The sequence below is a fragment of the Sphingobacterium sp. InxBP1 genome, assembly GCF_026191775.1.
Classification (GTDB): Bacteria; Bacteroidota; Bacteroidia; order Sphingobacteriales; family Sphingobacteriaceae; genus Sphingobacterium; species Sphingobacterium thalpophilum.
Genome location: NZ_JAINDX010000035.1, coordinates 16996 through 42667, shown reverse-complemented (window position 1 = coordinate 42667; position 25672 = coordinate 16996). Strand labels below are relative to the sequence as shown.

23 protein-coding genes are annotated in these 25672 nt (G+C 43.3%); 10 read left to right on the top strand and 13 right to left on the bottom strand.

What is annotated here, in order from left to right; translation table 11 throughout:
• Positions 1 to 464: 464 nt before the first annotated feature.
• The 4 genes from K7A41_RS00990 to K7A41_RS00975 are packed head-to-tail and all read left to right on the top strand — an operon-like array spanning position 465 to position 3293.
• Complete coding sequence (locus tag K7A41_RS00990) at positions 465 to 941, top strand: thermonuclease family protein (protein ID WP_265712218.1); 477 nt, start codon at positions 465 to 467, stop codon at positions 939 to 941.
• A gap of 17 nt (positions 942 to 958) precedes the next feature.
• Positions 959 to 1828, top strand: coding sequence for an EamA/RhaT family transporter (locus K7A41_RS00985; RefSeq protein ID WP_265712217.1), 870 nt, complete (start codon positions 959 to 961; stop codon positions 1826 to 1828).
• Positions 1825 to 2442: an IMPACT family protein gene (locus K7A41_RS00980; RefSeq protein ID WP_265712216.1), complete on the top strand. Its 618-nt coding sequence runs from the start codon at positions 1825 to 1827 to the stop codon at positions 2440 to 2442. The genes K7A41_RS00985 and K7A41_RS00980 overlap by 4 nt, the downstream gene beginning before the upstream one ends.
• The gene (locus K7A41_RS00975; RefSeq protein ID WP_265712215.1) at positions 2439 to 3293 is read left to right on the top strand and encodes a nucleoside phosphorylase; all 855 of its coding nucleotides are present in this window, start codon (positions 2439 to 2441) and stop codon (positions 3291 to 3293) included. Before K7A41_RS00980 ends, K7A41_RS00975 begins: the two co-directional genes overlap by 4 nt.
• A 1-nt stretch (position 3294) precedes the next feature.
• Here K7A41_RS00975 and rodA read toward each other — a convergent pair whose 3' ends face one another.
• The 11 genes from rodA to K7A41_RS00920 form a co-directional block, all read right to left on the bottom strand.
• Positions 3295 to 4560: a rod shape-determining protein RodA gene (gene rodA, locus K7A41_RS00970; RefSeq protein ID WP_265712214.1), complete on the bottom strand. Its 1266-nt coding sequence runs from the start codon at positions 4558 to 4560 to the stop codon at positions 3295 to 3297.
• The gene (gene mrdA / locus K7A41_RS00965) at positions 4553 to 6538 is read right to left on the bottom strand and encodes a penicillin-binding protein 2 (protein WP_265712213.1); all 1986 of its coding nucleotides are present in this window, start codon (positions 6536 to 6538) and stop codon (positions 4553 to 4555) included. Before mrdA ends, rodA begins: the two co-directional genes overlap by 8 nt.
• Before the next feature lie 27 nt (positions 6539 to 6565).
• Positions 6566 to 7084, bottom strand: a complete 519-nt coding sequence (locus tag K7A41_RS00960; RefSeq protein ID WP_028071377.1) for a hypothetical protein — start codon at positions 7082 to 7084, stop codon at positions 6566 to 6568.
• Positions 7077 to 7919: a rod shape-determining protein MreC gene (gene mreC, locus K7A41_RS00955; RefSeq protein WP_028071378.1), complete on the bottom strand. Its 843-nt coding sequence runs from the start codon at positions 7917 to 7919 to the stop codon at positions 7077 to 7079. Before mreC ends, K7A41_RS00960 begins: the two co-directional genes overlap by 8 nt.
• Positions 7920 to 8020: 101 nt before the next feature.
• Positions 8021 to 9043, bottom strand: a complete 1023-nt coding sequence (locus tag K7A41_RS00950) for a rod shape-determining protein (protein ID WP_028071379.1) — start codon at positions 9041 to 9043, stop codon at positions 8021 to 8023.
• Positions 9044 to 9362: 319 nt separating this feature from the next.
• Complete coding sequence (locus K7A41_RS00945) at positions 9363 to 10670, bottom strand: NAD(P)/FAD-dependent oxidoreductase (protein WP_265712212.1); 1308 nt, start codon at positions 10668 to 10670, stop codon at positions 9363 to 9365.
• Between the two features lie 254 nt (positions 10671 to 10924).
• Positions 10925 to 11257 carry a 2Fe-2S iron-sulfur cluster-binding protein gene (locus K7A41_RS00940; RefSeq protein ID WP_265712211.1) on the bottom strand — a complete coding sequence of 111 codons (333 nt, stop codon included), beginning with the start codon at positions 11255 to 11257 and terminating at the stop codon, positions 10925 to 10927.
• Positions 11258 to 11259: 2 nt separating this feature from the next.
• Complete coding sequence (locus K7A41_RS00935; protein WP_028071382.1) at positions 11260 to 12264, bottom strand: NAD(P)/FAD-dependent oxidoreductase; 1005 nt, start codon at positions 12262 to 12264, stop codon at positions 11260 to 11262.
• Positions 12265 to 12269: 5 nt separating this feature from the next.
• The gene (locus K7A41_RS00930) at positions 12270 to 12704 is read right to left on the bottom strand and encodes a MarR family winged helix-turn-helix transcriptional regulator (RefSeq protein ID WP_265712210.1); all 435 of its coding nucleotides are present in this window, start codon (positions 12702 to 12704) and stop codon (positions 12270 to 12272) included.
• A gap of 108 nt (positions 12705 to 12812) precedes the next feature.
• Positions 12813 to 15800, bottom strand: coding sequence for a protein translocase subunit SecDF (gene secDF / locus K7A41_RS00925; protein WP_265712209.1), 2988 nt, complete (start codon positions 15798 to 15800; stop codon positions 12813 to 12815).
• A 262-nt stretch (positions 15801 to 16062) separates the two neighbouring features.
• Positions 16063 to 16536, bottom strand: a complete 474-nt coding sequence (locus tag K7A41_RS00920; protein ID WP_028071385.1) for a hypothetical protein — start codon at positions 16534 to 16536, stop codon at positions 16063 to 16065.
• 225 nt (positions 16537 to 16761) lie between these two features.
• Between K7A41_RS00920 and guaB the strand changes: the two genes are divergently transcribed.
• The 4 genes from guaB to murA all read left to right on the top strand — a co-directional run bounded on the left by guaB (position 16762) and on the right by murA (position 22958).
• Entirely contained in the window at positions 16762 to 18237 is a 1476-nt protein-coding gene (guaB, locus tag K7A41_RS00915; protein WP_028071386.1) for an IMP dehydrogenase, read from the top strand.
• A 142-nt stretch (positions 18238 to 18379) separates the two neighbouring features.
• Positions 18380 to 20659 (top strand): ATP-dependent helicase, encoded by a 2280-nt coding sequence (locus K7A41_RS00910; RefSeq protein WP_028071387.1) that lies wholly within the window; start codon positions 18380 to 18382, stop codon positions 20657 to 20659.
• A gap of 52 nt (positions 20660 to 20711) precedes the next feature.
• Positions 20712 to 21485 carry a DUF4290 domain-containing protein gene (locus K7A41_RS00905; protein ID WP_028071388.1) on the top strand — a complete coding sequence of 258 codons (774 nt, stop codon included), beginning with the start codon at positions 20712 to 20714 and terminating at the stop codon, positions 21483 to 21485.
• Between the two features lie 147 nt (positions 21486 to 21632).
• Complete coding sequence (murA, locus tag K7A41_RS00900) at positions 21633 to 22958, top strand: UDP-N-acetylglucosamine 1-carboxyvinyltransferase (RefSeq protein WP_028071389.1); 1326 nt, start codon at positions 21633 to 21635, stop codon at positions 22956 to 22958.
• A 189-nt stretch (positions 22959 to 23147) separates the two neighbouring features.
• Here the strand turns inward: murA and K7A41_RS00895 are convergent, their stop codons facing one another.
• Both K7A41_RS00895 and K7A41_RS00890 read right to left on the bottom strand, forming a co-directional pair.
• On the bottom strand, positions 23148 to 23552 hold the full coding sequence (locus tag K7A41_RS00895) for a DUF5606 domain-containing protein (RefSeq protein ID WP_265712208.1): 405 nt from the start codon (positions 23550 to 23552) through the stop codon (positions 23148 to 23150).
• A gap of 27 nt (positions 23553 to 23579) precedes the next feature.
• Complete coding sequence (locus K7A41_RS00890; RefSeq protein WP_265712207.1) at positions 23580 to 24038, bottom strand: peptidylprolyl isomerase; 459 nt, start codon at positions 24036 to 24038, stop codon at positions 23580 to 23582.
• Between the two features lie 169 nt (positions 24039 to 24207).
• Here K7A41_RS00890 and radC point away from each other — a divergent pair, with 169 nt between their 5' ends.
• Positions 24208 to 24906, top strand: a complete 699-nt coding sequence (gene radC / locus K7A41_RS00885; protein WP_265712206.1) for a RadC family protein — start codon at positions 24208 to 24210, stop codon at positions 24904 to 24906.
• A gap of 15 nt (positions 24907 to 24921) precedes the next feature.
• Positions 24922 to 25671, top strand: a complete 750-nt coding sequence (locus K7A41_RS00880; RefSeq protein ID WP_265712205.1) for a class I SAM-dependent methyltransferase — start codon at positions 24922 to 24924, stop codon at positions 25669 to 25671.
• The last annotated feature ends 1 nt before the right edge of the window (position 25672 follow it).

Genomic DNA, 25672 nt, shown 5'->3' with positions numbered 1-25672 from the left:
ATATTTCATATGTATACACAATCTAATCCCGGCTCTTATTTTTAAAATAAAAGAAGTTAAAATAGAAATATGTATACGTTCTGTTCATCCTTTTGTTGTTTGACTCTTCAAATGTACGAATGTTTTCGGAATATCAAAGAAAAAAATATTTTTTTTGTAAAAATTTAGATGTTTATATTGTTGTTTTTAACTACATTTTTACGTTAAAATTTGGCGTTATTTTCTTCTTAATTTTATTGTGTTTATTTATTTTAAATTGCTTTATTTTAGTATAATAGCTTTATTTATCTCTTTTTTTTATGTGTTTTTATGTGGTTTTTTTATCTAAAAATATGGCAAAATTTAGCGTTTTTTATAGTAGTTTTTTGATATGAGAATGTGTCTTTTTTGAGGAATAAATGATGTGTTTATAAGCTGTTTTGTTAAAAAACAAATTTAGTACCTTTGCCCAAAATATTCAGTTTATGCTAAAGCGTGTAAGTTTTCTAAGTGTAATCAGCATCGTCGGTTTTGTGTTGTCAAGTTTTGTTTTCAAAGGCGAGGAGAAAGAAGCGAAAGTAAAAAGAGTAATTGACGGGGATACCTTTGTCATTGAAAACGGGTATCGAAAAGGTGAAAAGGTCAGGCTAATCGGGATTGATGCCCCCGAAACACGACGAACTACCCGTAAAGAAATTGGTTATTATGGAGAAGAGGCAAAAGAATACCTGAGATCCATGCTTGCAGGTAAGACAGTGCGGCTGGTATTTGATGTAGGAAAGAGAGACCGTTATGGAAGACTTCTGGCTTATGTGTATCTTGGAGACAAATTTGTGAATGCAGATCTGGTGAAAGAAGGCTATGCGGTGACGTACACCCTGACGCCGAATGTTCAATATGCCGGGCTTTTTGCAAAACTGGAACGCCAGGCCCGTCAGGCAAAACGCGGTCTATGGAAATAAATAAATTTAAATAAATAATGATCTTTGTCCTATTCAGTGTAATCTGCAGCGTTACTGTTGCCGTGTTGCTTAAAGTAGCAAAACAGAATAACATCGAGACAAAACAAGTCATCGTATGGAATTATCCGGTCGCAGTAGCATTGTGCTATTTTGTCTTGCAACCAGACTTGCTTGCTTTCTCTTGGAGGAACTTGCCTTTGTCGTTGTACGGTGTGCTTGCTGCACTATTGCCAGGTATGTTCATTTGCATAGCCTTATCCATCCGATATAGTGGTCTGGTAAAAACGGAAGTCGCACAGCGCTTGTCACTATTTATTCCTTTGTTGGCTTCTTTTTTTCTGTTCAACGAGCAGTTGCACGGGAATAAGGCTCTTGGGATAGGGGTAGGCTTGCTGGCTATCGTATGCTCTTTCAGTTGGCAAAAAGCCAGCATATCTGCTGGCAAGATCTCCGGTCGTTACGGGAGCCTGTATCCGTTACTGGTCTTTATCGGTATGGGCATCATTGATATTCTTTTTAAACAGGTCGCTCTGCATGGGACGATTCCTTATGTCAGCGCAATGTTTATTATCTTTGTGATGGCAATGTTGATCGCTTTTGGCATGCTGCTTTATTTTCTAGGGGTGGAAAAACAGCGCTTTTCAATACCTGCTGTCGGGTACGGTGTGGTCTTAGGTACATTCAATTTCTGCAATATATTGTTTTATATGAAAGCCCACAGGGCTTTGCCCGAAAATCCGTCGGTTGTGTTTACCGGAATGAATATCGGTGTCATTTCTTTGGGCGCATTAGTTGGTGTACTTTTTTTTAAAGAAAGACTATCGCGCTTAAACTATCTGGGTGTAGTACTTTCCATGGTTTCAGTTTTAATTATAGCTTATCTGTGAGTTTATTTGAGGATACATATCGTACCGTTGAGAGGACGTATGAAGGAATTTTTAGGGACAAGGGAAGTAAATTTATTGCTTATGCCTTTCCATTCCGGTCGGAGGATAGGTTGAAAGACATCCTGCAGGAAGTTAAAGCTCTGCATCCAAAAGCCAGACATCATTGCTGGGCATATCGCCTGACTCCGGACCGCAATGTATTCCGTTTCAATGACGACGGGGAACCCTCAGGAACAGCAGGGCGGCCGATTCTTAATGCTTTGCTTTCCGCAGATATCACCAATATAATCGTTGTTGTGGTACGCTACTTTGGTGGCACCTTATTGGGCGTGCCCGGATTAATCAATGCCTACAAATCGGCCACCCAGGATGCAATAGATCAGGCAGCAATTATTGAGCGCACGGTAAATGATATTTATGGGCTCAGCTTCAGTTACTTGAATATGAATGATGTGATGCGAGTTATAAAGGAAGAGGGACTTGAAATAATAAGACAGGAATTTGACAACAGCTGTTACCTGGAATTTGAGGTGCGCAAAATGCAGGTGAATACCGTCGTGGAGCGCTTTTCCAAAATTGAAGACAGTCAGTTAACATACTTACGGACGATATGATCAATGATTCAGAACTGATTTTAAATGCGGATGGTAGCATCTACCACCTAAACTTGTTGCCCGAAGATCTGGCCGAAACAGTGATCACGGTGGGAGATCCGGAGCGTGTAGCCAAGGTGTCGAAATATTTTGACCATATTGAGGTCAAAAAAGGAAAGCGAGAGTTTATTACGCATACCGGATATGTCGGCAGTAAACGCTTGTCCGTCGTTTCTACGGGTATTGGTACAGACAATATTGATATTGTACTTAACGAGCTCGATGCATTGGTCAACATTGACTTGCAGCGCAGGCTGGTAAAGACGGAACTGACAGCATTGGAAATTATCCGTATCGGCACATCCGGCGCTGTTCAGCAAGATATCGAAATGGGGACTATTTTAGCATCCGCTTATGGCGTAGGGATGGATGCGCTGATGCACTATTACGAAAAGCCCGACGATGCCGCCGAACGGAATATTCAGCATGCGCTGATTCAGTATTTGCCGCAATTAGGTCTCAAACCCTATGTGGCCCGTGCCAGTCAACCTCTCCTGGAACGTATAGCTTTTGATCTGCCACAGGGGATGACGCTGACAGCTCCCGGTTTTTATGCACCTCAGGGACGCTGTGTCAGGTCTTCAAATGTCATCCCTGATTTTATTCCCTTAGTTAGCGGCTTTCGCTGTAGTGACTTGCGTTTTACCAATCTGGAAATGGAAACCGCCGGTATCTATGCCATGTCACGCATGTTCGGCCATCAGGCGATTTCTATCAATGCTATTTTAGCAAGCCGGGTGGCGGGTAAATTCTCAGCAGATCCGGAGTCTATAGTGGACAAGGCCATTCGGCTTGTTCTGGAAAGAATTTAGATTAGACAACCCCCTTCCGGTTCGAGTCAAATTTCAACATGATAAACAGCAGAATGGTGAAGCTCCAGAGGGAGGACCCACCATAACTAATAAACGGTAAAGGGATGCCAATAACCGGTACTATCCCTATGGTCATTCCGATATTGATGAAGAAATGGAAAAATAGGATGGAGGCCACACCATAAGCATAGATCCGTGCAAAAGCTGACCGCTGTCGCTCGGCGATATGGATAATACGCAAAAGGAGGGTCACATAGATGGCCAGCAATGTGACTGAGCCTACAAAGCCCCATTCCTCCCCAACTGTACAGAAAATAAAATCCGTACTCTGTTCGGGCACGAAATTGTATTTTGTCTGTGTACCCTGTAAATATCCCTTTCCCCAGAACTGTCCCGAACCAATAGCAATTTTAGACTGATTCAAATTGTAACCCTGGCCTCTTGGGTCGTCCATTTTTCCAAGAATAATATCGATCCGGTTGCGTTGATGTGGCTGCAGTACGTGGTCGTACACAAGATCCACGCATAAAATAAATACCGAGCATGCGGCAAGAAGAATACTCAAATTAATCAGATATTTTCTCTTTTTGCGAAAGCTCCACATAAAAAAGCCAATAATGACGGCAAGCACAAGGATAAGTATCCAGGGGTTGAACAGCAGGGCGAGGACAAATAACAGGATACATAGCCCTCCAAATATCAAGAGTTCATTGTTAACATACCCTTCGCGATAAAAAACGAAGATTAAGGAGAAGAAAGCCAACGCGGATCCCGTGTCGGGCTGGAGCATTACCAAAAAAACCGGGAACAATACAATTCCGGCGCCCATAGCAAGCGTCTGCATCGTTGGTGCTTTGTTGCTTTGTGCACTTAAAAAGTTTGCCAATAACAGGCAGGTGGACAGCTTCGCAAACTCCGACGGTTGTAACCGGAAGAAGCCCAGGTCAATCCAGGCCTGATTGCCGCCCACATTGCGACCCACCACCAGTACGATAATCAGCAGGATGACCGTAATGCCGTAAAAAATAGGCGATGCCGAACTAAAAAATTTCGCATCAATGATCAGAATAGAAACACCCAGTATAATAGCGGATATCAGGTAAAGAGACTGTTTCCCATAGTTGGTGCCCAAGGTGAAAAAACTGGGCATCTCCGGATTGAAAACTGCGGCGCGGATATTGAACAGGCCGATAAGACACAAGGAAAACCATAAGATGATGGTCAGCCAGTCTATTTTTCCAAAGAAACTATTTTTTTGGTTATTCATATCTTCTTCTTATCGCGCTATGGTGAACAATGGTTTCTTTTGATTTTGTCAATGCCGCTAGTTGACGTTTTGATTTCGTGCTGTCGGTTTTTGTTTTGATGGTATCCGTCTTTTTGACATCTTTATTTTTCGGGTCCGTTACATCCTTTGGAGTCGGCAGGAAGTTAGCCTTATAGATGCGGTCCTGAATATATTTTGGTGTAGTTATTGTATCTTTAAGATACTTCTCGACCATCATACTGGCAATAGGACCAGCCCAGGTACCTCCATAGCCTGCATTTTCAACAAATACCGCAATGGCAATTTTCGGATTTTCACGGGGCGCGAATGCAAAAAAAACAGCATGATTCTCTCCATGCGGGTTTTGTGCTGTACCCGTCTTGCCGCACATTTCAATGCCGGCGATGCGGTTCGACCAAGCTGTTCCCTCTGGTGTGTTGACTGCATCGCTCATCCCCTGGATCACAACAGGATAGTATTTCTCATCTACACCGGCGCTGATCTTCTCGGTAAATTCTTTTTTGATAATCTTCTTTGCGCCTATGCCTTTGATAAGATGTGGCCTATAATAAAAGCCTTTATTGGCCACAATGGCCATGATATTTGCCATTTGTAATGGTGTTATCCCCATTTCGCCCTGTCCGATGGATAGGGAGATATTGAAGCTCGAACGCCATTTGTCGTTGCCATAACGCTTTGTATAGAACTCGGAGGTGGGTAGTAGTCCTGCTTTTTCACCCGGTAGATCGATACCCAATTTATGTCCTATACCAAATTTTGTGACGGCGTTGCGCCATAGATCATAGGCTTTTGGCCCTGAAAGTCCTCTTCCATCTATCATTTTGGCATAGGTAAATCCGTAATATGTGTTACAGGATACTGCCACAGAGCGCTGCAGTGTCGTCGATCCGTGATAATGGGTGCACCCCATCCAGCCCCGTCCGCCCCCGTAACTATAGCCATGCGGGCAGAAAAATACCGTGTTGCGGTCGATCACCCCAGCCTGCTGTGCTGTCAGCGCCGAAACCACTTTAAATACGGATCCGGGCGGGTAGGAGGCCTGAATAGGGCGGTTAAATAAAGGGTTGTTTGTTTTGTCCTCCAGCAATTTCATATAATTATTACCCGCCTGCCTGCCGACCATCAAGTTGGGGTTGTAACTAGGGCTACTGACATAAGCGAGGATTTCGCCCGTCGCCGGTTCGATTGCAACGATAGAGCCCAGCTTGTTCTTCATAAGCTTCTCACCCAATATTTGCAGATCCCTGTCTAGTGACGATATAAGCCCTTCACCTGCGACAGCAACGGTATCATATTTACCCTCCATAAATATGCCCTTAGGACGATTGAGCGCATCCACCATCAGATTGTTTACTCCTCTTTTTCCGCGAAGTAGATCCTCATAGGAACGCTCAACACCACTGCGCCCAATATAGTCACCGCTACGGTAAAAACCATTGGAGCGCTCGATGTCCCGTTCGTTTACTTCGCTCACATAACCAAGAAAATGGGATGCTATGCTATCTGGATAATTTCTGATCGTTCTTTTTTGTACATAGAAGCCACGGAATTGGTACTGATATTCTTGGTACTGTGCCCAGGTCCGGACCGAAAGCTGCTTTTCAAAGATGGAAGCCCGATAAGGCGAATGCGCCCTGGCCTTTTCCATCCGCTTGATGAAACCTTCTTTGTCGATTTCGACTAATTTACAAAATAAAGCAGTATCAATTTCTTTGACCTCCCGGGGAGTAACCATAAGGTCATAGACAGGTTCGTTTTGGACCAGCACTTTGCCGTTACGGTCCAAGATCACACCTCGGGCAGGGTAGACAATCACTTTGCGCATCACATTGCTGTTGGCCGAATGTATATAAGAGTCGTCAATGATCTGCAGATAAAATAAGCGGGCGACCAAGGTCAATGCAATGGCAATAAAAATTCCGGAAACGACGTACTTACGAGCAAAATAACTGTTCATAGAAATAAATTTCTATCCACCGGCCAATTACAGCCGATCTTTCTTTTTGTAGAATAATATGCTAAATACTAGCATGATAATTACCGTAAATATACAACTTAAAACAATACTGAGCAGTGTATACTGAATGTGCTGAAAGGAAAATGATTCCAACAGGTATAAGAACGTATGATGAATCAATGTTCCAAAGAAAAGATATGGAAAGAACCACCTGAAATTCATCAGGCCCAACATGGGGGTCAGAAATGATTCGCGCTCTTCGATTTCAAGTGTAATTTTCATGAAGAAAATCCGGAAGGCCGCCAGGGCTATACAAGCCGCTGTGTTTACCCCCAAGGTATCATAAAAAGAATCTACAGTAAGTCCCGTAAGAAATGCCAGCAGGTAGACAAGGAAATTTGGCGTGCCGGTAGGCAGCAAAAAAATAAATAAGACATAAGGAAAGGCAGCTACCAGATTGTAATACCCGATATTCTTGAATAAGAATACCTGTATCCCAATCAAAACGATAAACCGAATAATATTAAATATCAGAATCCTAGCCATTGTCTTTCGTCGCTTCTTCCAGTGTTTTTAGTTCATTGTTTAATAAGTCCTTGACAACATACACGTGCTGCAGATTGGAGAAATTGGTACTTAAAAGAATCCTTAGATCCAAAAATGCATCCCCGGAGGAAATTCCCGTCTGTATAACCGTGCCGACAAAAATGCCTTTTGGAAAATGGCCCGAATATCCTGAGGTGTATACTTTATCGCCTTTCTTTACTTTTACATGGTTGGGAATTTCCTTGACCATGGCTGCGCGGTAATCAATATTGTTTCCCCAGACCAAAGAACCAAAGACTTCGGTATGTCCTAATGTCACTGAGATACGTGTATCTGGATGTAATAAAGACTGTACCGTGGAAAAGTTGGGCGACACATTCAGCACGATGCCGACGACACCATTGGGAGCGATCACTCCCATGCCTTTTTCGATACCATCTTTAGTACCTTTGTCCAATGTTATGGTATTCGCTTTTTGATGAATGCTATTATTGATCACATTGGCCACGATAAACTGATATCGGCCAAACTCGCTGCTGTCTATGGGGGGGATAGGACCTATCTTGATGCTATCAGTGGATTTGTAAGCCTGAAGATCTTTTCGTAATTGGGCATTTTCTTTAGCCAGCGCTTCATTGGTTTCGCCCAGATGCAGATAGCTCTTCCATGAATTTATCCTCGCATAGAGATTGCCGATCACCTCATTGGAAGAGTTGAAAACTGCATTGCGCTGATAGGAGTTGTTGGTGATAACCAAAAACAGCGAGAACCCAAAAAATAGGATAAACCAAAAGAATGCATTATATCGTCTCAGGAATAACCACAGGTTTCTCATGTGCTGCTGTCGGTGTTGTATTTAATAAGCAAGCGATATAATAATTTTGCATATTATATCGCTCTTTAATAAAATATTGTTAATTAATTATCGAACGTTACTTATTGCATCAAAAATTTGAAACGGCCAATATTTTTAAGTGCAATACCGGTTCCCCTGACGACAGCGCGAAGCGGATCTTCGGCAATATGAACAGGAAGTTTTGTTTTGGCTTGAATACGGCGGTCCAGACCGCGTAATAAAGCACCGCCACCAGTGAGGTAAATGCCCGTTTGATAAATATCTGCCGATAATTCAGGAGGGGTAATCTCCAGCGCTTTTAAGATAGCCTCCTCAATTTTAGAGATCGATTTATCCAGACAATGAGCGATTTCTGTATAAGATACGGTAATCTGTTTAGGAACACCGGTCATCAGGTCCCGGCCCTGAACGGCAAAATCCGCGGGTGGCTCCTGCAGTTCGGGAAGGGCGGCACCGACTTCGATCTTAATTTTTTCTGCCGTGCGCTCACCGATCATAATATTATGTTGTCTACGGATATACTGTACGATATCCGAGTCGAAATTATCTCCGGCAACACGGATAGATTGGTCACACACAATGCCCGATAGTGCGATGACAGCAATTTCCGTCGTACCGCCACCAATATCAATGATCATGTTCCCCATCGGCTCTTCGACGTCGATGCCGATACCGACCGCTGCCGCCATAGGCTCGTGAATGAGATAAACTTCTTTGGCTCCAGCTATCTCAGCAGAATCGCGGACCGCCCGTTTCTCAACTTCCGTAATGCCCGAAGGGATACAGACCACCATTCGCAAGGAAGGAAAAAACCAGCTTTTGCCATTGTTGACCAATTTGACCATACCTCTGATTAGATGTTCGGCAGCGGTAAAATCAGCAATCACCCCATCACGTAAAGGTCGTACCGTTTTTATGTTATCATGTGTCTTTCCCTCCATTTGCATCGCCTGACGTCCGATCGCAATGACTTTGTTCGTCGTGCGGTCAAATGCGACAATAGAAGGTTCGTCCACTACTACTTTGTCATTATGAATGATGAGGGTATTTGCAGTACCCAAGTCAATCGCAACTTCTTGCGTAAACCAGTTAAATAAGCCCATCTGCTAATCCTTAAGCTATTTTAAAATAATATGCAAACCTACACAAAAAAAATTAATCTTTTTGAGGTTCTGCATCAAAAAAAACTATATTGTGAAAGTAAATTCTATCTGGAAAAAACTGTCTTTAAATTTAACGAATAATATCTACAATTCTTGTCTTGGGAGGACTAATTTTTTATTTTCTCAAAGAGAATGGGCAAGAAGCGGGAGTATGCTGTATTTTTTGCTCTTCCTGCATCGGTGCTGTCGAGGCGTACGAAAAAGGCACTACTACAACCAGTAATGCCTTTTTTATAATTTGTCAAGCTTTTAGGACGTTTCACTCTGCTATGTTCGTCTGCTCTTCGGGAACCGGTTTGTTGTATTTATGGAAGATCAGTCGGACACCACTGTTCTTTGTGAAGAATTTCACGGTCCAGTTGATGAAAGTGACGAGTTTATTTCTAAATCCATAAATGGACATCAGGTGGACAAACATCCAGGTCATCCAGCCGAAGAACCCATTGAAATGTATTTTGCCCATATCCACCACAGCCTTGTTACGGCCTACAGTGGCCATTGAACCCTTGTCAAAATAGCTGAATTTTTCCGTCGGCTGATTAGACATAGTTTGCAGGATATGTTTGGCTACATAACGGCCTTGCTGCTGTGCAACCGGGGCAACGCCTGGTAGACCGCGGGGCAGATCTTCCGTAATGAAAGCTGACACATCACCGATGGCATATACTCCAGGCATATCGATTACACGGCACTGATCATCTGTCTGTATACGGTTGCCCCGTTGAATCACGTCTTTTTTGAAACCTTCTGGATATTGGCCGGCCACTCCTGCGCCCCAGATTACCGTTTTGGTTTCGATGCTTCGACCATCTGCAAAGGTAATGGTCTTACCGTCGTACCCAGTCACCTGTACGTTCAGCATCACTTCCACGCCGAGGTCCTTCAGGTATTTCTCAGAATCCCGGGACGATTTTTCAGAAAGGTTAGCCAGCACTTTAGGAAGCCCTTCGACCAAGTACACCGACATTTCCGATTTTTTAAGTTCCGGATAGTCTTTTTCAAGCACATTGTTCTTGATTTCCGCTATCGCGCCCGAAAGTTCTACCCCTGTGGGACCGCCACCAACGATGACAAAGTTCAGGTTTGGTTTCCGATCTTCCGGATTGGAAATCCTGACCGCCTCTTCCAGATTTTGAAGAACATAACTCCGGATATTTAACGCTTCCTGAATGTTTTTCATGGGCAGCGCATATTTTGTGATCTGCTGGTTGCCGAAGAAGTTGGTTGTGGCACCGGTTGCTACAACCAAATAGTCATATTCAAAATCGCCAACATCTGTTTTCACTATTTTAGCTCCATTGTCTACGCTTTTGACGTCCGCAAGTCTAAAATGGAAGTTTTCCTGGTTTTTGAACATTTTACGGACAGGGAAGGATATCGAGTCCGCAGAGAGGGTACCTGTGGCAACCTGGTACATCAATGGCTGAAAGGTGTGAAAATTGTTTCTGTCTAGTAGTAGAACTTCAACTTCCTTATTTTTAAGCTTTTTAGCAACTTCAATTCCTCCAAATCCAGCACCAATTATGATGACTCTTGGGAATTTTCTATCTGAACTATTGCTTGGCATATTTTTAATAGTTTGTTGTAACAATTCGGTACAATCGAATTAAGTTGCAAATATCCTAAATTTCGGGGCAAAAAGCTAAAAAATATTTATTTATTATACCGATTAATTGTCAATTTTATTGCTTATCTACCATTTACCGCTTTTTCTTAGTAGTATATCGTATTGGTTGTTAGTGTGTTATCGTTTCAAAAAAGTGACAAAAAATATTTAAAATGTGTATAACATGCATTGTGTATTTTATACACAATGCTTGCTTACTGCAGCGCTCCTCTGATTTTTATTTTCAGCCCATTATTAGCATTGTGTAAATGCAGTTGGCAGGCCAGCCTGCTGGAGTTGTCTGCATCAGGTAAGGTATCGAGCATGTCCAGTTCCTGATCATTGGCCGCAGGGAGGTGTTCCATCCCTTCGAGTACGGTAATATGGCAGGTAGCACATAGTGCCATGCCCCCACAGGTGGCCAAAATCTCATATTCGGAAGCTTTAAGTATTTCCATTAATGAAAGATTGACATCCGTAGGCACCTCGATTGTGTTTTCGGTACCGTCGCGATCGACGACGGTCATTCGTATGATGTTTTCTTCCATGCTTAAAAAGTGTTGATGCCGTTTACCGTCGTGTATTTAAATGTCAGCTTCTGATCAGGATAGACAAACTTAAAAGCACTCTGGCACATCAGCGCTGCTTCATGATAACCACAGAGGATCAGCTTTAGTTTGCCCGGATAGGTATTAATGTCGCCGATGGCATAGATACGTTCAACGTTTGTCGAATAATCGAATGTATTCACTTCAATGGCATTTTTATCGATATTCAGTCCCCAATTGGCAATTGGCCCTAGTTTGGGCGTCAGTCCATAGAGCGGTATTAAGTAATCTGCGCCAAAGGATATTGTTTCGTTATCCCTGTTGGTCGTTTCGACAGCGGACAATATCCCATTGCCCCTTACATTGCTGAGGTTGTGGGACAGGAGCAGGTTGATTTTTCCCTGTTGAGCAAGCTTAAAAACCTTCTCAGCTGAATCGGGCGCACCACGGAAAGAGTCGCTGCGATGGATCAGTGTGACTTGCTGGGCGATTTCTGCCAAATGCAGGGTCCAGTCAAGCGCAGAATCACCGCCGCCGGCAATAATAATCCTCTTGTCGGCATATTTAGCAGGGTCTTTTACCATGTAATCCACTCCTTTTCCCTCGTAACGCTGTAGATTTGGAATATCCGGTTTACGGGGTTCAAAACAACCTAGCCCGCCAGCAATCACGATCACCTGTGCATGAACATTCGTGCCGTCTGCTGTGGTGACTATAAAAGATCCGTCCTGTTGCTTTTCAAGCTGCTCCACTCGCTCACCTAAGGTAAACGTAGGAGCAAATGGCTTTATCTGCTCGAGCTGTCTGTCTATAAGCTCCTGGGCGGTAATGCTTGGATAGCCCGGAATGTCATATATCGGCTTGTGCGGATAGATTTCGGAAAGCTGTCCCCCGACTTGGGGTAACACATCGATCAGATGGCACCGCATTTTCAGCAGACCCGCTTCAAACACGGCAAATAGCCCCACAGGGCCAGCTCCAATAATACAGATATCAGTATTGATCATGACCTTTATACATTTAAGTTGTTGTAAATTTTACTTAATATTCTCGTGAAATGCGCGAAATCTTCTTCTGTCAGCTGTTCCCAAGCTTTCATACGGATCTGTGTCACAATAGGAGAGAGTGACTCCACTTTCTGTTTTCCCACAGGCGTCAAGTGCAGATAAAGGGTCCGGCGATCACTCTCGGCAACAACACGCTCAGCCAGCCCTTTTTTTAACAGCAGGTCGACAATACGTGTCAGTGTTGGCTGATCTTTTCCGCAGCGTCGCGCCAGCTCTTTCTGTGAAAGCTCGTCCGTCTCATACAGCGTCTTCAATACCGACCATTGGTCCACGGTTACATCAAAGCCTTGTTCTGCAAATGAAGATTGTGCAAACTGCTTCACTTTCTTGGCAGTCTGGTCCAAGATAAAAGAATACCGGTCAAATTTTTCGTTTAGCATACAAATATTTAGTATGACAAATATATAAAAAAATTTAGTGTGACAAGTAATTTTTATGCCATAAAAAAGGCGTTCAGAATGAACGCCTTTTTTATCATTTTATAGATGTTATGGTCTTACCGGAACTGCTTTTTGAGCTTTGCCCGCTTCAGCCAGATGCTTTCCCTTACGTAAGTCATATACGGAAGGTGCAGCTAGAATAATCGAAGAATAAGTACCTACGATAACACCGATCAGGATGGCAAATGAGAAGCCACGGATCACCTCACCACCGAAGATAAACAAGACTGCCAACACGAAAACAATCGTCAACGAGGTAATGATGGTTCTACTCAATGTCGAATTGATCGCATGATTGACCACATCTCCCAGGTCTTCATTGTGTGCATTGGGTTTGGAAACGAATTCCCGTAGACGGTCAAATACAACCACCGTATCGTTTACTGAGTAGGCTATTACTGTCAATATCGCGGCCACAAAGTGCTGATCGATATCCAGTGAGAACGGCACGATACCATCTAGTAACGAAAACAGGCCCAATAAGATGATCGCATCGTGGATTGTTGCAATGGCGGCGCCCACTGAATATTCCCATTTGTGGAAACGGATCAGGATGTAAGCTGCCACGATGATGATGGAGAAGATCGCTGAGCTCGTTGCTCTTGATTTGATATCCGAGGCGATGCTGGGACCGACTTTTTGAGAAGAAAGAATCTCATGTTTGTTGGAAGCATCAACTTTTGATAACCCTTGGTTCAATTTATCAAGGACTTCTTTATCTGCTGCATCAGAAGTCTCCTCAATATGATAAGTGGTCGTTACACGGACTTGGTTTGAGGCGCCAAAGACTTTGACCTCTGTTGTTTTTTGGAAAATATCATCGAGGTTGGTCCGTACTGCTTCCAAGTCAACCGGTTTTTCGTAACGAACTGTATAGGTACGTCCACCCTGAAAATCAACACCTAGACTAAAGCCTTTTGTAAAAACCGAAGCCAGTGAAATCAATACAGCGACGATCGAGATGGCGTAGAATATTTTGCGTTTTTGAACGAACTTGAAGTTTGCATTGTGCAAGGTATTAGCAGACCAGGGGAAAGAGACTTTGATCTTCATATCTTTCTCCAGCATCCATTCAAATATTACGCGGGTTACCAGGATCGCTGTAAACAATGATGTGATAATTCCGACCATCAATGTTGTTGCAAAACCCAGAATCGGACCACTACCAAATAGAAATAAGATAATACCGATCAAGAAAGTGGTGATCTGAGAATCGAGGATCGAAGGTAAAGCATGTTTGTAGCCATCTGCAACAGCCTGACGTACGGATTTGCCTAAGCCGAGTTCCTCACGGATGCGCTCGTAGATCAGGACGTTTGCATCCACTGCAGTACCCATGGTCAATACGATACCTGCGATACCGGGAAGTGTCAGTACAGCGTTGAGGGAAGCGAGCACACCCATGATGATGAATACGTTCAATAATACAGCAATGTTTGCGACGATACCCGCTGTGTTATAATAGGCGATCATAAAGATCATCACGACGATGATACCGATGACAGCAGAGTTGATACCAGCGTCAATCGCGGCCTGTCCCAAGGTAGGACCAACGATGGCTTCTTCAACGATCTTAGCTGTTGTCGGAAGACGGCCGGCTTTTAGTACGTTTGCTAAATCTTTGGTATCTTCAACAGTGAATGAACCGGAGATAGACGAACTTCCATTTGGAATCTCGCCGTTAACCGACGGAGCGGAGTATACAACGTTATCCAGAACAATCGCGATGGCATCTCTGTTTTGAGCAGCTTTGGCTGTGATTTTTTTCCATTCGCGTGCGCCTTCACTGTTCATCTGCATACCAACTACAGGTTGATTTTTCTCATCAAAGTTTGCGTTGGCATCCGTAATCACGTCGCCTGTCAATACCGAACCATTATCGGGACCTACAGCTTTGATGGCATATAGTGACAGCTGTTCAGGTGTTTTTTGCTCAGGTTTTACTGCCCATAATAGTTTGAGGTTGCCCGGTAAGATAGATTTAACTTCGGGGCGCTGTAGGTAAGCATTCACTTTGGCAGTGTCCTTTAATGCAGCGATACCTACCATAGCACCTGGCATAAGCGCCATCTGCTGGTTTTCACCCATGTAAACAGCTGGACGCAATACTTCAAACAAAGGATTTTTCTGCCCCAGATTAAGCGCAGCACTGTCTTTCTTTGCTTTGCTGTCTTTCTGGCCTCCGGTCAGATTGGATAATAAATCATCCGATTTTTTACTTGTGTCGGCAGCCGCTTGATTCGCCACCGCAGGAGCCGCCTTTAACGTGCTGGCTAAGGTTCTGTCAATATTTTCAAGTATTGGATAAACTTCTTGGTTGGTGAAGGTTTCGTAGAATTCCAGTTTGGCCGAACCCTGTAGCAGATTGCGTACACGGCTTTCGTCTTTTACACCTGGCAATTCAATCAGGATACGGTTGGTACCTTGCTGAATCTGAATGTTTGGCGAAGCAACCCCAAATTTGTCAATACGCGTGCGTAATACCTTATAGGAATTCTGGATGGCATTGTCTGCTTCTTTCTGTAAAAACGCTTCGACTTTCGAGTCTGAGTCGCCTGGTTTAATTAAAGAAGCATTGTCTTTCGTCGAAAAAAATGTCGAAAGTGGAGTGGGAGCACCGATCGCTTTGTACTCTTCGATAAACAAAGCTACTACCGTTTTTGTACTGGATTTGCTTTTTGCTACAGCCTGCTCCAGTGCTTTGTTGAATTTCTCATCTTTTGGATTGTTGGCCAGATTGCGGATCAGTTCATCAAGAGAGATCTCCATGGTAACGTTCATACCACCTTTTAAGTCCAATCCTAAAGCCAGCTCGTTCGCTTTCGCTTCGCGATAGGTGTATTTCGCAAATCCCAAATTGTACACTACTTCACCGGCCATGGAATCCAGATAGCTCTTCTCTTTTGCCAAATCTCCCTTGGCAAAATTCTCAGCATCTCGCTCCACCTTGCGGGTCACCCAAGTAAATGATAGGGAGTATAGACACGCTAATGACACCACTATCACTAAAAGTTTAATCAGCCCTTTACCTTGCATCGTCTGTTATTAATTGTATTAATTTTTAATGTTAAATACTGTTTATGTAATTGATAATTAGTTCTTGTTTATTCACACTTTACCAAGAATGGCAAAGGTATAAAATTTTTATAGAATGAAAAGCTTTATTTCTGCCAATTAGGTCAAAGGCATAAAATTAGAAGAATTGAGGAAAAAATGAAATATGTGGAGCAATTTATTTTATAAAAAAAAAGACCCTGCTCATTCGAACAAGGCCTTCTGTCCTGTTAGTTGTTTAATGTTATCTCAATGTGTATTTAATACCGAAAGAAAACGTAGAAGCATCAAAATCACTATTGTGGTTTAATCTCCAGTCTGGTTTCCAGTCTGCATGGAATCCGATAGGTGCCGCCGGAATTTTAAATTCCAAACCTAATTGTGGTCTTAAACCTACAAGCGTCATATTATCGCCGGCATCTACAAAAGTCAATTGTGCACCCACACCTGCATACCAACCCAAACCGTTTACACCACGGAAAGGTCTTGCGTATTGCCAGTCAGCACCTACAGCCACAACGTTGTCATCAAACATCACTTGTGCCTGGCCGTTGTTGGCGCCGCCCATAGACTGTTTGTATTGGACACCCCAAAGATCACCACCTGTGCCATCAAATACAACGCCGATAGCAGCGCGTTGTGGGGATTGTGCTTTTGCTTCGTTTGCTCCTAAAGCTAATGCTGCAACTGCAGCTAAAGAAAGTAAGGTCTTTTTCATAATTATCTTATCTTTATATTCTCAATTAATTAAAATTACTTTTCGTGTTACCAAAAGCAAATAGCTTGCCAAAAAAATAGCAACCCGCTGTGTAACCTCTGAAGACTGTATGATTCATCATGTTTATCATTTGTCTACAGATTGTAATTTGTATATTTTATTTTTTAATATTGCTAATTTTTCTTAAATTTGCCTGGCAAATAGAAAACCCAATACATATTTGCCATGCAATTAGATCCACAAAAATTCGTAGCAGAAGGTCTCACTTACGATGACGTCTTATTAATTCCAGCTTATTCTGAAATTTTACCCCGTGACGTCGATACGAGTACTTCGCTGACAAAAAAAATCAAATTAAATATTCCACTGGTTTCTGCAGCCATGGATACGGTAACTGGTGCTGATTTAGCTATTGCAATCGCACAAGCTGGCGGTATTGGTATGTTGCATAAAAACATGACTATTGCAGAACAGGCTGCCGAAGTACGCAAAGTGAAGCGTTCGGAAAGCGGTATGATTCAGGATCCGGTAACCTTATTGGCAACAGCAACCGTCGGAGATGCCTTCAATATTATGAAAGAACATAAGATCGGTGGTATTCCCGTAGTCAACGAAAGAGGTCAGCTGGTCGGAATTGTAACCAATCGTGATCTTCGTTTCCAAAAGGATATGCGCCGTCCGATCAACGAGCTGATGACCAAGGATAATCTGGTTGTGGCACCAGAAGGGACGGATCTGGTCAAGGCGGAAGAGATTCTACAGAATGAAAAAATTGAAAAACTTCCTGTGGTCAATGAAGAGGGGATATTAAAAGGGCTCATCACCTTTAAAGATATACAGAAATATAAACATTATCCGAATGCAGCCAAAGATAGCCATGGCCGCTTATTGGTCGGTGCGGCGGTAGGGGTTACGCCAGATACATTGGACCGGGTGGACGCGCTGGTCAAAGCCGGGGTAGATGTGATCACTATAGATACGGCTCATGGTCACTCCAAAGGAGTAATTGATAAACTGAAGTTGGTGAAATCTCAATTTCCTGAACTCCAGGTTATCGTTGGTAATATTGCTACAGGCGCTGCGGCGACAGCGCTGGCAGAAGCCGGTGCAGACGCAGTGAAGGTGGGGATAGGTCCGGGCTCTATCTGCACGACGCGCATTATTGCAGGTGTGGGGGTGCCGCAGCTGTATGCTGTTTATGAGGTAGCCAAAGCACTTAAAGGAACTGGTGTGCCGATCATTGCGGACGGCGGGATCAAACAAACCGGTGATATTGCAAAAGCAATTGCCGCTGGCGCAAGTACCATTATGGCCGGTTCTCTATTTGCAGGTGTTGAGGAAGCGCCCGGCGAAACGATCATTTATGAAGGCCGTAAATTTAAATCATACCGTGGTATGGGCTCCATTGAAGCTATGGAAAAAGGGTCTAAAGACCGTTATTTCCAGGATGTGGAGGACGATATCAAAAAGTTGGTGCCTGAGGGAATCGTTGGACGTGTGCCTTACAAAGGTACCTTGGCGGAAGTCGTCTATCAATATATCGGTGGGCTGCGTGCCTCCATGGGCTATTGCGGTGCTGCGACTATTGAAAAGCTGCAGGAAGCACAGTTTGTCCGCATCACTGGAGCCGGACTGAGAGAGTCTCACCCGCACAATATCTCGATCACAAAAGAAGCGCCAAATTATAATAGCAGAGGTTAACTATCATTTTGTCCATAGATTATCCGGCAATTTAGATTGCCGGATTTTTTTTGCAAAAAATAGACTTCATATGACCTAGTGATCGGCAGGAAATTTGTACTTTTATACCCTATTCTCAGGTTTAAAAAATTAAGGAGTTAATTTGGATTATTTAGCGGGTTTAAACCCTTCACAACGAGGAGCCGTAGAGCAAACAGAAGGTCCTGTCATGATTGTCGCAGGAGCCGGTTCAGGAAAAACACGGGTGATTACATATCGAGTAGCGCACCTGATTCAAAAAGGTGTCGACCCATTCAATATCTTGGTGCTGACATTTACCAATAAGGCGGCCAAAGAAATGCGTGAGCGTATCATGTCCGTCGTCGGTAGGGAAGCAAAAAATATCTGGATGGGTACCTTTCACTCTGTATTTGCAAAGATACTACGTGTAGAAGCTGAGTTGATAGGCTATCCAAGAAATTTTACCATCTATGATACCGATGATACCAAAAGTTTGTTGCGTTCGATCTTGAAAGAAATGAACCTGGACGATAAGCTCTACAATGTCAATCATGTCTATGGACGTATATCGCAGGCCAAAAATAACCTCATATCACCGCAAGAATACAATAAAAATGAGGCGATCCTCGCTGAAGATATCTCCAACGGACGCGGGCAGATGGGACAGATCTATATGACTTATGCGCAGCGCTGTTATCGCGCTGGCGCCATGGACTTTGACGACCTGCTGTTCAAAACAAACGTCCTGCTCAACAAACATCCCGAGGTATTGCATAAATACCAGCACCAATTTCGTTACCTGATGGTGGACGAGTATCAGGATACCAACTTCTCCCAGTATCTGATTGTAAAAAGGCTGGCCGCAGTCAACGAAAATATATGTGTCGTGGGGGATGATGCACAGTCGATATATGCTTTCCGCGGTGCGAATATTCAAAATATCCTGAATTTCCAGAAGGATTATCCTGACGTGAAGATATTCAAATTGGAACAGAATTACCGGTCCACCAAAATGATCGTCAATGCGGCCAATTCGGTAATTGCGAATAACAAAAACCAGCTGGAAAAGAATGTCTTTTCGGATAATGAGGACGGGGAAAAGATCAAGGTATCCCGTGCATTTTCGGATAATGAGGAGGGTAAGATTGTCGCTGACCAGATTATCGAAGAAAAGGCCTTAAAAGGCCTCAACTATAAAGATTTTGCTATTCTCTATCGTACCAATGCCCAGTCCAGAGCGATGGAGGAGGCTTTGCGCAAGATTAATATACCTTATAAAATCTACGGGGGCACCTCGTTTTACCAACGGAAAGAAATCAAAGATCTGATCGCTTATTTTCGGCTGACCTTTAATCCCAACGACGAAGAGGCGCTGAAGAGGGTCATCAATTATCCGCGCCGTGGTATAGGTGATTCAACGATCGAAAAGATCATGATTGCCGCGGATCAAAATCAATACCGTATATGGGACGTGGTCGCCAATGCAGCTCATTTTCTGGACGGAAGGAGTGCAAGCTCTGTCGGCGGATTCGCACAGATGATACAGAGCTTTCAGGCATTAGCCAAAAATAATAATGCCTTCGATACAGCGATGCACATTGCACAGCACTGTGGTATACTCAAAGAGCTGTACGAAGACAAATCCGTCGAAGGTCTGGCACGTTATGAAAACATTCAGGAACTGCTCAATGGCATTAAGGAGTTCTCAGAACGGGAAGATATCGAAGACAGAGGCCTGGATGTCTATATGCAGGATATTGCGCTATTGACCAACGATGACAATGACAAAGACCCCAATGCTGATACGGTATCCCTGATGACCATACACTCTTCCAAAGGTCTGGAATTCCCGGTAGTGTTTATCGTAGGGCTCGAAGAAAACCTGTTCCCATCGCAGCTGTCGCTCAACTCCCGGTCAGAATTGGAAGAAGAACGTAGACTTTTTTACGTAGCTGTTACCAGAGCTGAAAAAAAATTGCTACTTTCGTATGCTACTTCGCGATACCGCTGGGGGACACTCAATAATTGTGAACCCAGCCGTTTTTTGGATGAACTGAATCCCGCCTGTCTTGCGTTGGATTTCAGACCTAGACAAACTTCTGCTTCTGCCGGAAGTTTTCAGGGCGAACGCATCGCCTGGCAGCAAAAAGACAGCGATGACATGTTTTCGAAACCTAAGCCCAAGCCTATGGTAAAGACGACATCCATCCTGCCCAAGGCCCACAAACCTACAGCGGGTTTTGCTCCTTCGGACACTTCAAACCTTCAGGTCGGCATGGAAGTTGAACATGAACGATTTGGATTTGGAAAGGTGGTCAATCTCGAAGGAAACAAAGGAGATATAAAAGCAACTATTTTCTTTAAAGAGTTGGGTCAGAAACAATTGTTGCTTAAATTTGCAAAACTTAGAATAATTCAATAAGAAAATACCAAAACGGGATCTTAATCGTTTATTAGGTACTTATATTAGCTATATGAACTTTGACTACAACAGCACTAGACCAAAATTGATCCTTGCAGAATATGGTCGCAATGTGCAAAATATGGTAGACTACATCTGTACTTTACCCACTAAGGAAGAAAGAAATAAACATGCGCAGATCGTCATTGATATGATGGGGGTGTTAAATCCACATTTGCGGGACGTCTCGGACTTTAAGCATAAACTTTGGGATCACCTACAGATTATCTCTGACTTCAAGCTTGATATCGATTCACCTTATCCAATTGCGACAGCCAAAAGCGTGAAGCACGAGGTAGAGCATCTGGGGTATCCGCAACATGCTATCAAGTACAAACACTACGGTTATACCGTGGAGAAGATGATCGAAAAGGCACTGAAGCTGACAGATGATACCAAGAAGGAGCAGATGGTATTAGGGATAGCCAACTTTATGAAAATGGCCTACTTGACCTGGAATAAGGATTCTGTGTCTGACGAATTGATCATTCAGGATCTGAAAGAACTGTCAGGTTACCAATTAACTCTGCCCGAAGGTACTGTATTGACTAAGCTGGATTTTAAAACGCCGCCTCCGGGTAACCGCGTGAAGGGTGCTGCGAATAGCAATTCAGGTAATAATAACAATAACAACAATAATAATGCTTCCGGACAGTCAAAGGGTGGAAGCAAGCCGCGCATCGCCAACAGCAACAATAATGCAAAGCGGAGCAATTTTAGCAACAACAACAATAACAACAACAGAAATAGAAAACCTCAGAACAACTACAGCAACAAAAGAGGCTAATTCTTCACTGAATATTAAAGAAGCGGGCAATTGCGAAGTGATTAAGATTTCTTTACAATTGCCTTCTTTTTTAGGGTAATACCCGTCCAGACAATGAATATGCAAAGCCTTAGGTGTTAGAGTAATGAGAAGATATCAGTTTTATAGATGAATGCATTTGAAATAATCGGTGGTAAACCGTTGAAAGGGGAAATTATTCCTCAGGGAGCAAAAAATGAAGCGTTGCAAATTCTGTCTGCAGTATTGCTGACCGAAGAGCCGATGACAATCAGCAATATTCCGGATATCAAAGATGTCAATAAGTTGATAGACTTGTTGGGCGCGTTGGGCGTAAAGATTAACCGGATTGATAAGGATACATATGTCTTCGAAGCAAGGGACATTAATATAGACTATTTTCAGTCGCCCGAGTTCAAAGAGAAAGGTGGCGGTTTACGAGGCTCCATCATGATTGTGGGGCCTTTATTGGCCCGCTTTGGAAAAGCGGCGATTCCCAAACCGGGCGGTGATAAAATCGGGCGCAGGCGGTTGGATACCCATTTTCTCGGTTTTGAAAAATTGGGTGCTAAATTTGTCTATGATTCTTCAACACATTTTTTTAACGTGGACGCCACAGAGTTAAAGGGAAGTTACATCCTCCTGGATGAAGCTTCTGTAACGGGTACTGCAAATATTGTAATGGCTGCCGTTTTGGCCAAAGGCACAACAACCATCTACAATGCGGCTTGTGAACCTTATTTGCAGCAGCTTTGTAAGATGTTGAACCGCATGGGAGCAAAGATTACAGGCATTGGTTCCAATTTACTGACTATTGAAGGGGTGGAACGCCTTGGTGGAACCTCACACCGTATGTTGCCTGACATGATTGAAATTGGCTCTTTTATTGGTCTTGCAGCCATGACCGGTTCAGAAATTACGATTAAGGATGTGTGTTTCCAGGAGCTAGGAATCATTCCTTCCGTTTTTTCGCGACTGGGTATCCAGTTTGAACTAAGGGGTGACGACATTTTCATTCCCGCGCAGGATTCCTATGAAATTGACACCTTCATTGACGGTTCCATTCTGACTATCTCTGACGCTCCATGGCCGGGCTTCACGCCGGATTTATTGAGTATCATCCTAGTAGTTGCCACACAGGCTAAAGGGAACGTCCTGATTCACCAAAAAATGTTTGAAAGCAGACTGTTCTTTGTGGATAAGCTGATCGATATGGGGGCGCAGATTATCTTATGTGACCCGCATCGTGCGACAGTGATTGGTTTAAATAAATCCCATCATCTGCGTGGTATCGAAATGACTTCACCCGACATCCGTGCCGGAGTATCATTACTGATCGCTGCATTGTCGGCGAAAGGGAAATCGGTGATCCACAATATTGAACAGATCGAACGCGGATATCAGGACATTGAAGAGCGCCTGCGTAGGCTGGGGGCTGACATCAAACGAGTAGATGTGGAGCCGAAAGGACATTAATCCGGTATACAAGACGCATTCTTGCTTACGACCATCCGCCTCGTGCCGGCCGACTGCTTATTTCCTCGGCCGAAAGCTGAAGTGGGGCAGCATACGAAAATCCTGGAACAAAATAAAACAAAATGCCTCCATAAGCGGCACGCTTATGGAGGCATTTATTGTAATTCCTGTTGATAATGCAATGACGGATTACATTAATGGAGCAGGAGCTTCTTCTTCAAACAAAGGAAATTCCTTGATGATATTGTACCAGGTAATAATTTTTTTGATATCAGAAGTATATACACGGGATTCATCATGGCCCGGAGCAACTTCACGAAAGAAATTCCGCAATGTCACGCCATCGGATTTCGTATCGGGCAGTGTCATCCCTTTTTCTTTGATCGTCTCAAACACATCCAAAAGACGAATTTCTTCTTCTTCACCGTATATGGTGATGTCTTCCAATGTAGCCATTTTGGTTGAGGACAGACTCACCACAGTTTTAATTTTAGCTTGGTCCAATGTTTCCAGAATGAAACCGCCTTTATTTTGTCCCACCAGTTTAAACAAGCCTGGCTTACCAGTAACAGATACTAATGCTCTTAAATTCATTTTAAATTTCTTTTAAATGTCCGGAAATTAATCTTCGATTACTTCAACTGATAATATACGATCTCCTTGTCTGATATCGTCCACTATATCAACGTTTTCGATTACTTTTCCAAAACAAGTATGGTTACGGTCCAAGTGAGCCGTATTATTGCGGCTATGGCAGATAAAAAACTGTGAACCGCCAGTGTTGCGCCCAGCATGCGCCATGGACAATACGCCTCTGTCGTGGTATTGGTTTTCTCCGGTTAACTCGCAGTCGATTTTATAGCCAGGACCACCTGTCCCTGGAATACCTGTAGCACCTTCGCGTGAGTTAGGGCAACCGCCCTGAATGACGAAATCAGGGATAACACGGTGAAAAGCCAGACCGTCGTAATAACCGGATTTGGCAAGTTTAATAAAATTCGCTACTGTATTTGGAGCATCTGCTGTGTAGAATTCCACAGTCATGTCGCCTTTTTCTGTTTTAATAATCGCTTTACTCATGTTCAAAATTTTTATCAAATACAAAGATAAGATTTCGGACTGAATTGAGAAGTAAAATCAGGGCTGCCAAATTTTTTTTAGTTCTTTCTGTAGCAAGTTTATTTGTCCGGACAAATAATCCTAAATATTTTATATCTTTAGGATTATTAGCCAATTGTTGTGAACTGTGATGTCAAATCTGCAAAAATTAGTCATTCGGGAATGGTCAGAAGCGGACCGTCCACGCGAAAAATTGTTGAGCCAAGGACGCAGAGCTCTCTCTGACGCCGAGTTATTGGCGATCCTGATCGGATCGGGATCCACAGACGAAAGTGCTGTAGCCCTATGCAGACGTATACTCGCCGACGCGAAAAATAGTCTACATATTCTTTCGACGATGGAGGTCAAAGAACTGAGTCGCTATAAAGGGATCGGCGAAGCAAAAGCGATTGCGATTGTTGCCGCGCTTGAACTAGGCCGACGTAAAAAAGATGCTCCCACAGAGGAAAAAAAAACCTTGAATAGTAGCAAGCGTGTATATGATTATGTGAAACCCATATTACAGGATCTGCCACATGAAGAGTTCTGGGCACTTTATCTCAATACCGGTTGTAAACTTTTGGATCAACAGCTTATCGGCCGTGGTGGAAATGATTTTACACCGGTCGATGTACGCATTATTTTGCGTAATGCACTGACGGTCAAAGCGCACAGTATCGTTTTGGTACACAATCATCCTTCCGGCACCCTCCAACCGAGCAATGCTGACAGAATTCTGACGCAAAAAATTGTGGCTGCATCAAAAATTATGGATATTAGAGTAAATGATCATCTCATTTATACAGACAACGGTTATTTTAGTTTCAGAGACGAAGGAATAATTGATTAGCTATAGTAAATCTATATGAATAAAAACAGTATTGAGCGGTTTACTGACAGGGTCGTAGACTACGAAAGATATAGGCCCAGTTATCCGAAAGAAATTATTCAGATTCTTAAAGAGCGTATAGGTTTGAACAAAAAGTGGCTAGTTGCCGATATCGGCAGCGGCACAGGGCTGTCTACCCAGTTATTCCTGGAGAATGGAAATGATGTTTTTGCTGTAGAACCCAATAGGCAGATGCGGGAATCTCTGGTACACCATTTTAAGACGTATAGAAATCTCATCGCCTTGAATGCTACTGCCGAAGACACCTCGATTGAGCCGGGATGCGTCGATCTCATTTTTGCGGGACAGTCTTTTCACTGGTTTGACCGTAACGCCTGTCGTGTCGAATTCGATCGAATCCTGGCAAAGAATGGTCATATCGTACTGGCTTGGAACCAGCGCGACCCCGAGGATGCATTTCAGCAGGAATACGAACAGTTTTTATGCGATCATATCCCCAACTACCGATCCCTGACGCATAAGCATATTTCGGATCAGGATATACAGGAGTTTCTTGCTCCGCGACCTATGATTAAAGTATCGCTTCCCAACCAGCAAATCTTTGATCTCCGGTCTTTCTTGGGTAGAGTAAGGTCTTCGTCCTATTTCCCGAAAAACCAGACAGAAAACAAAAGTCTCTACGATGAACTGCATGTTCTTTTTGACAGGTACGCCATATCCGAGAAAATTGTATTTAAATATATAACCGAGATCTATATCAGTTAGA

Coding starts and splice junctions, on each gene's coding strand:
- K7A41_RS00975 (WP_265712215.1), top strand. CDS start 2,439: ATGATCAATGATTCAGAACTGATTTTAAATGCGGATGGTAGCATCTAC.
- K7A41_RS00880 (WP_265712205.1), top strand. CDS start 24,922: ATGAATAAAAACAGTATTGAGCGGTTTACTGACAGGGTCGTAGACTAC.
- murA (WP_028071389.1), top strand. CDS start 21,633: ATGAATGCATTTGAAATAATCGGTGGTAAACCGTTGAAAGGGGAAATT.
- K7A41_RS00895 (WP_265712208.1), bottom strand. CDS start 23,552: ATGAATTTAAGAGCATTAGTATCTGTTACTGGTAAGCCAGGCTTGTTT.
- K7A41_RS00950 (WP_028071379.1), bottom strand. CDS start 9,043: ATGGGCTTATTTAACTGGTTTACGCAAGAAGTTGCGATTGACTTGGGT.
- K7A41_RS00905 (WP_028071388.1), top strand. CDS start 20,712: ATGAACTTTGACTACAACAGCACTAGACCAAAATTGATCCTTGCAGAA.
- K7A41_RS00935 (WP_028071382.1), bottom strand. CDS start 12,264: ATGATCAATACTGATATCTGTATTATTGGAGCTGGCCCTGTGGGGCTA.
- K7A41_RS00985 (WP_265712217.1), top strand. CDS start 959: ATGATCTTTGTCCTATTCAGTGTAATCTGCAGCGTTACTGTTGCCGTG.
- K7A41_RS00960 (WP_028071377.1), bottom strand. CDS start 7,084: ATGGCTAGGATTCTGATATTTAATATTATTCGGTTTATCGTTTTGATT.
- mreC (WP_028071378.1), bottom strand. CDS start 7,919: ATGAGAAACCTGTGGTTATTCCTGAGACGATATAATGCATTCTTTTGG.
- K7A41_RS00945 (WP_265712212.1), bottom strand. CDS start 10,670: ATGCCAAGCAATAGTTCAGATAGAAAATTCCCAAGAGTCATCATAATT.
- K7A41_RS00990 (WP_265712218.1), top strand. CDS start 465: ATGCTAAAGCGTGTAAGTTTTCTAAGTGTAATCAGCATCGTCGGTTTT.
- guaB (WP_028071386.1), top strand. CDS start 16,762: ATGCAATTAGATCCACAAAAATTCGTAGCAGAAGGTCTCACTTACGAT.
- K7A41_RS00890 (WP_265712207.1), bottom strand. CDS start 24,038: ATGAGTAAAGCGATTATTAAAACAGAAAAAGGCGACATGACTGTGGAA.
- K7A41_RS00920 (WP_028071385.1), bottom strand. CDS start 16,536: ATGAAAAAGACCTTACTTTCTTTAGCTGCAGTTGCAGCATTAGCTTTA.
- rodA (WP_265712214.1), bottom strand. CDS start 4,560: ATGAATAACCAAAAAAATAGTTTCTTTGGAAAAATAGACTGGCTGACC.
- secDF (WP_265712209.1), bottom strand. CDS start 15,800: ATGCAAGGTAAAGGGCTGATTAAACTTTTAGTGATAGTGGTGTCATTA.
- mrdA (WP_265712213.1), bottom strand. CDS start 6,538: ATGAACAGTTATTTTGCTCGTAAGTACGTCGTTTCCGGAATTTTTATT.
- radC (WP_265712206.1), top strand. CDS start 24,208: ATGTCAAATCTGCAAAAATTAGTCATTCGGGAATGGTCAGAAGCGGAC.
- K7A41_RS00940 (WP_265712211.1), bottom strand. CDS start 11,257: ATGGAAGAAAACATCATACGAATGACCGTCGTCGATCGCGACGGTACC.
- K7A41_RS00930 (WP_265712210.1), bottom strand. CDS start 12,704: ATGCTAAACGAAAAATTTGACCGGTATTCTTTTATCTTGGACCAGACT.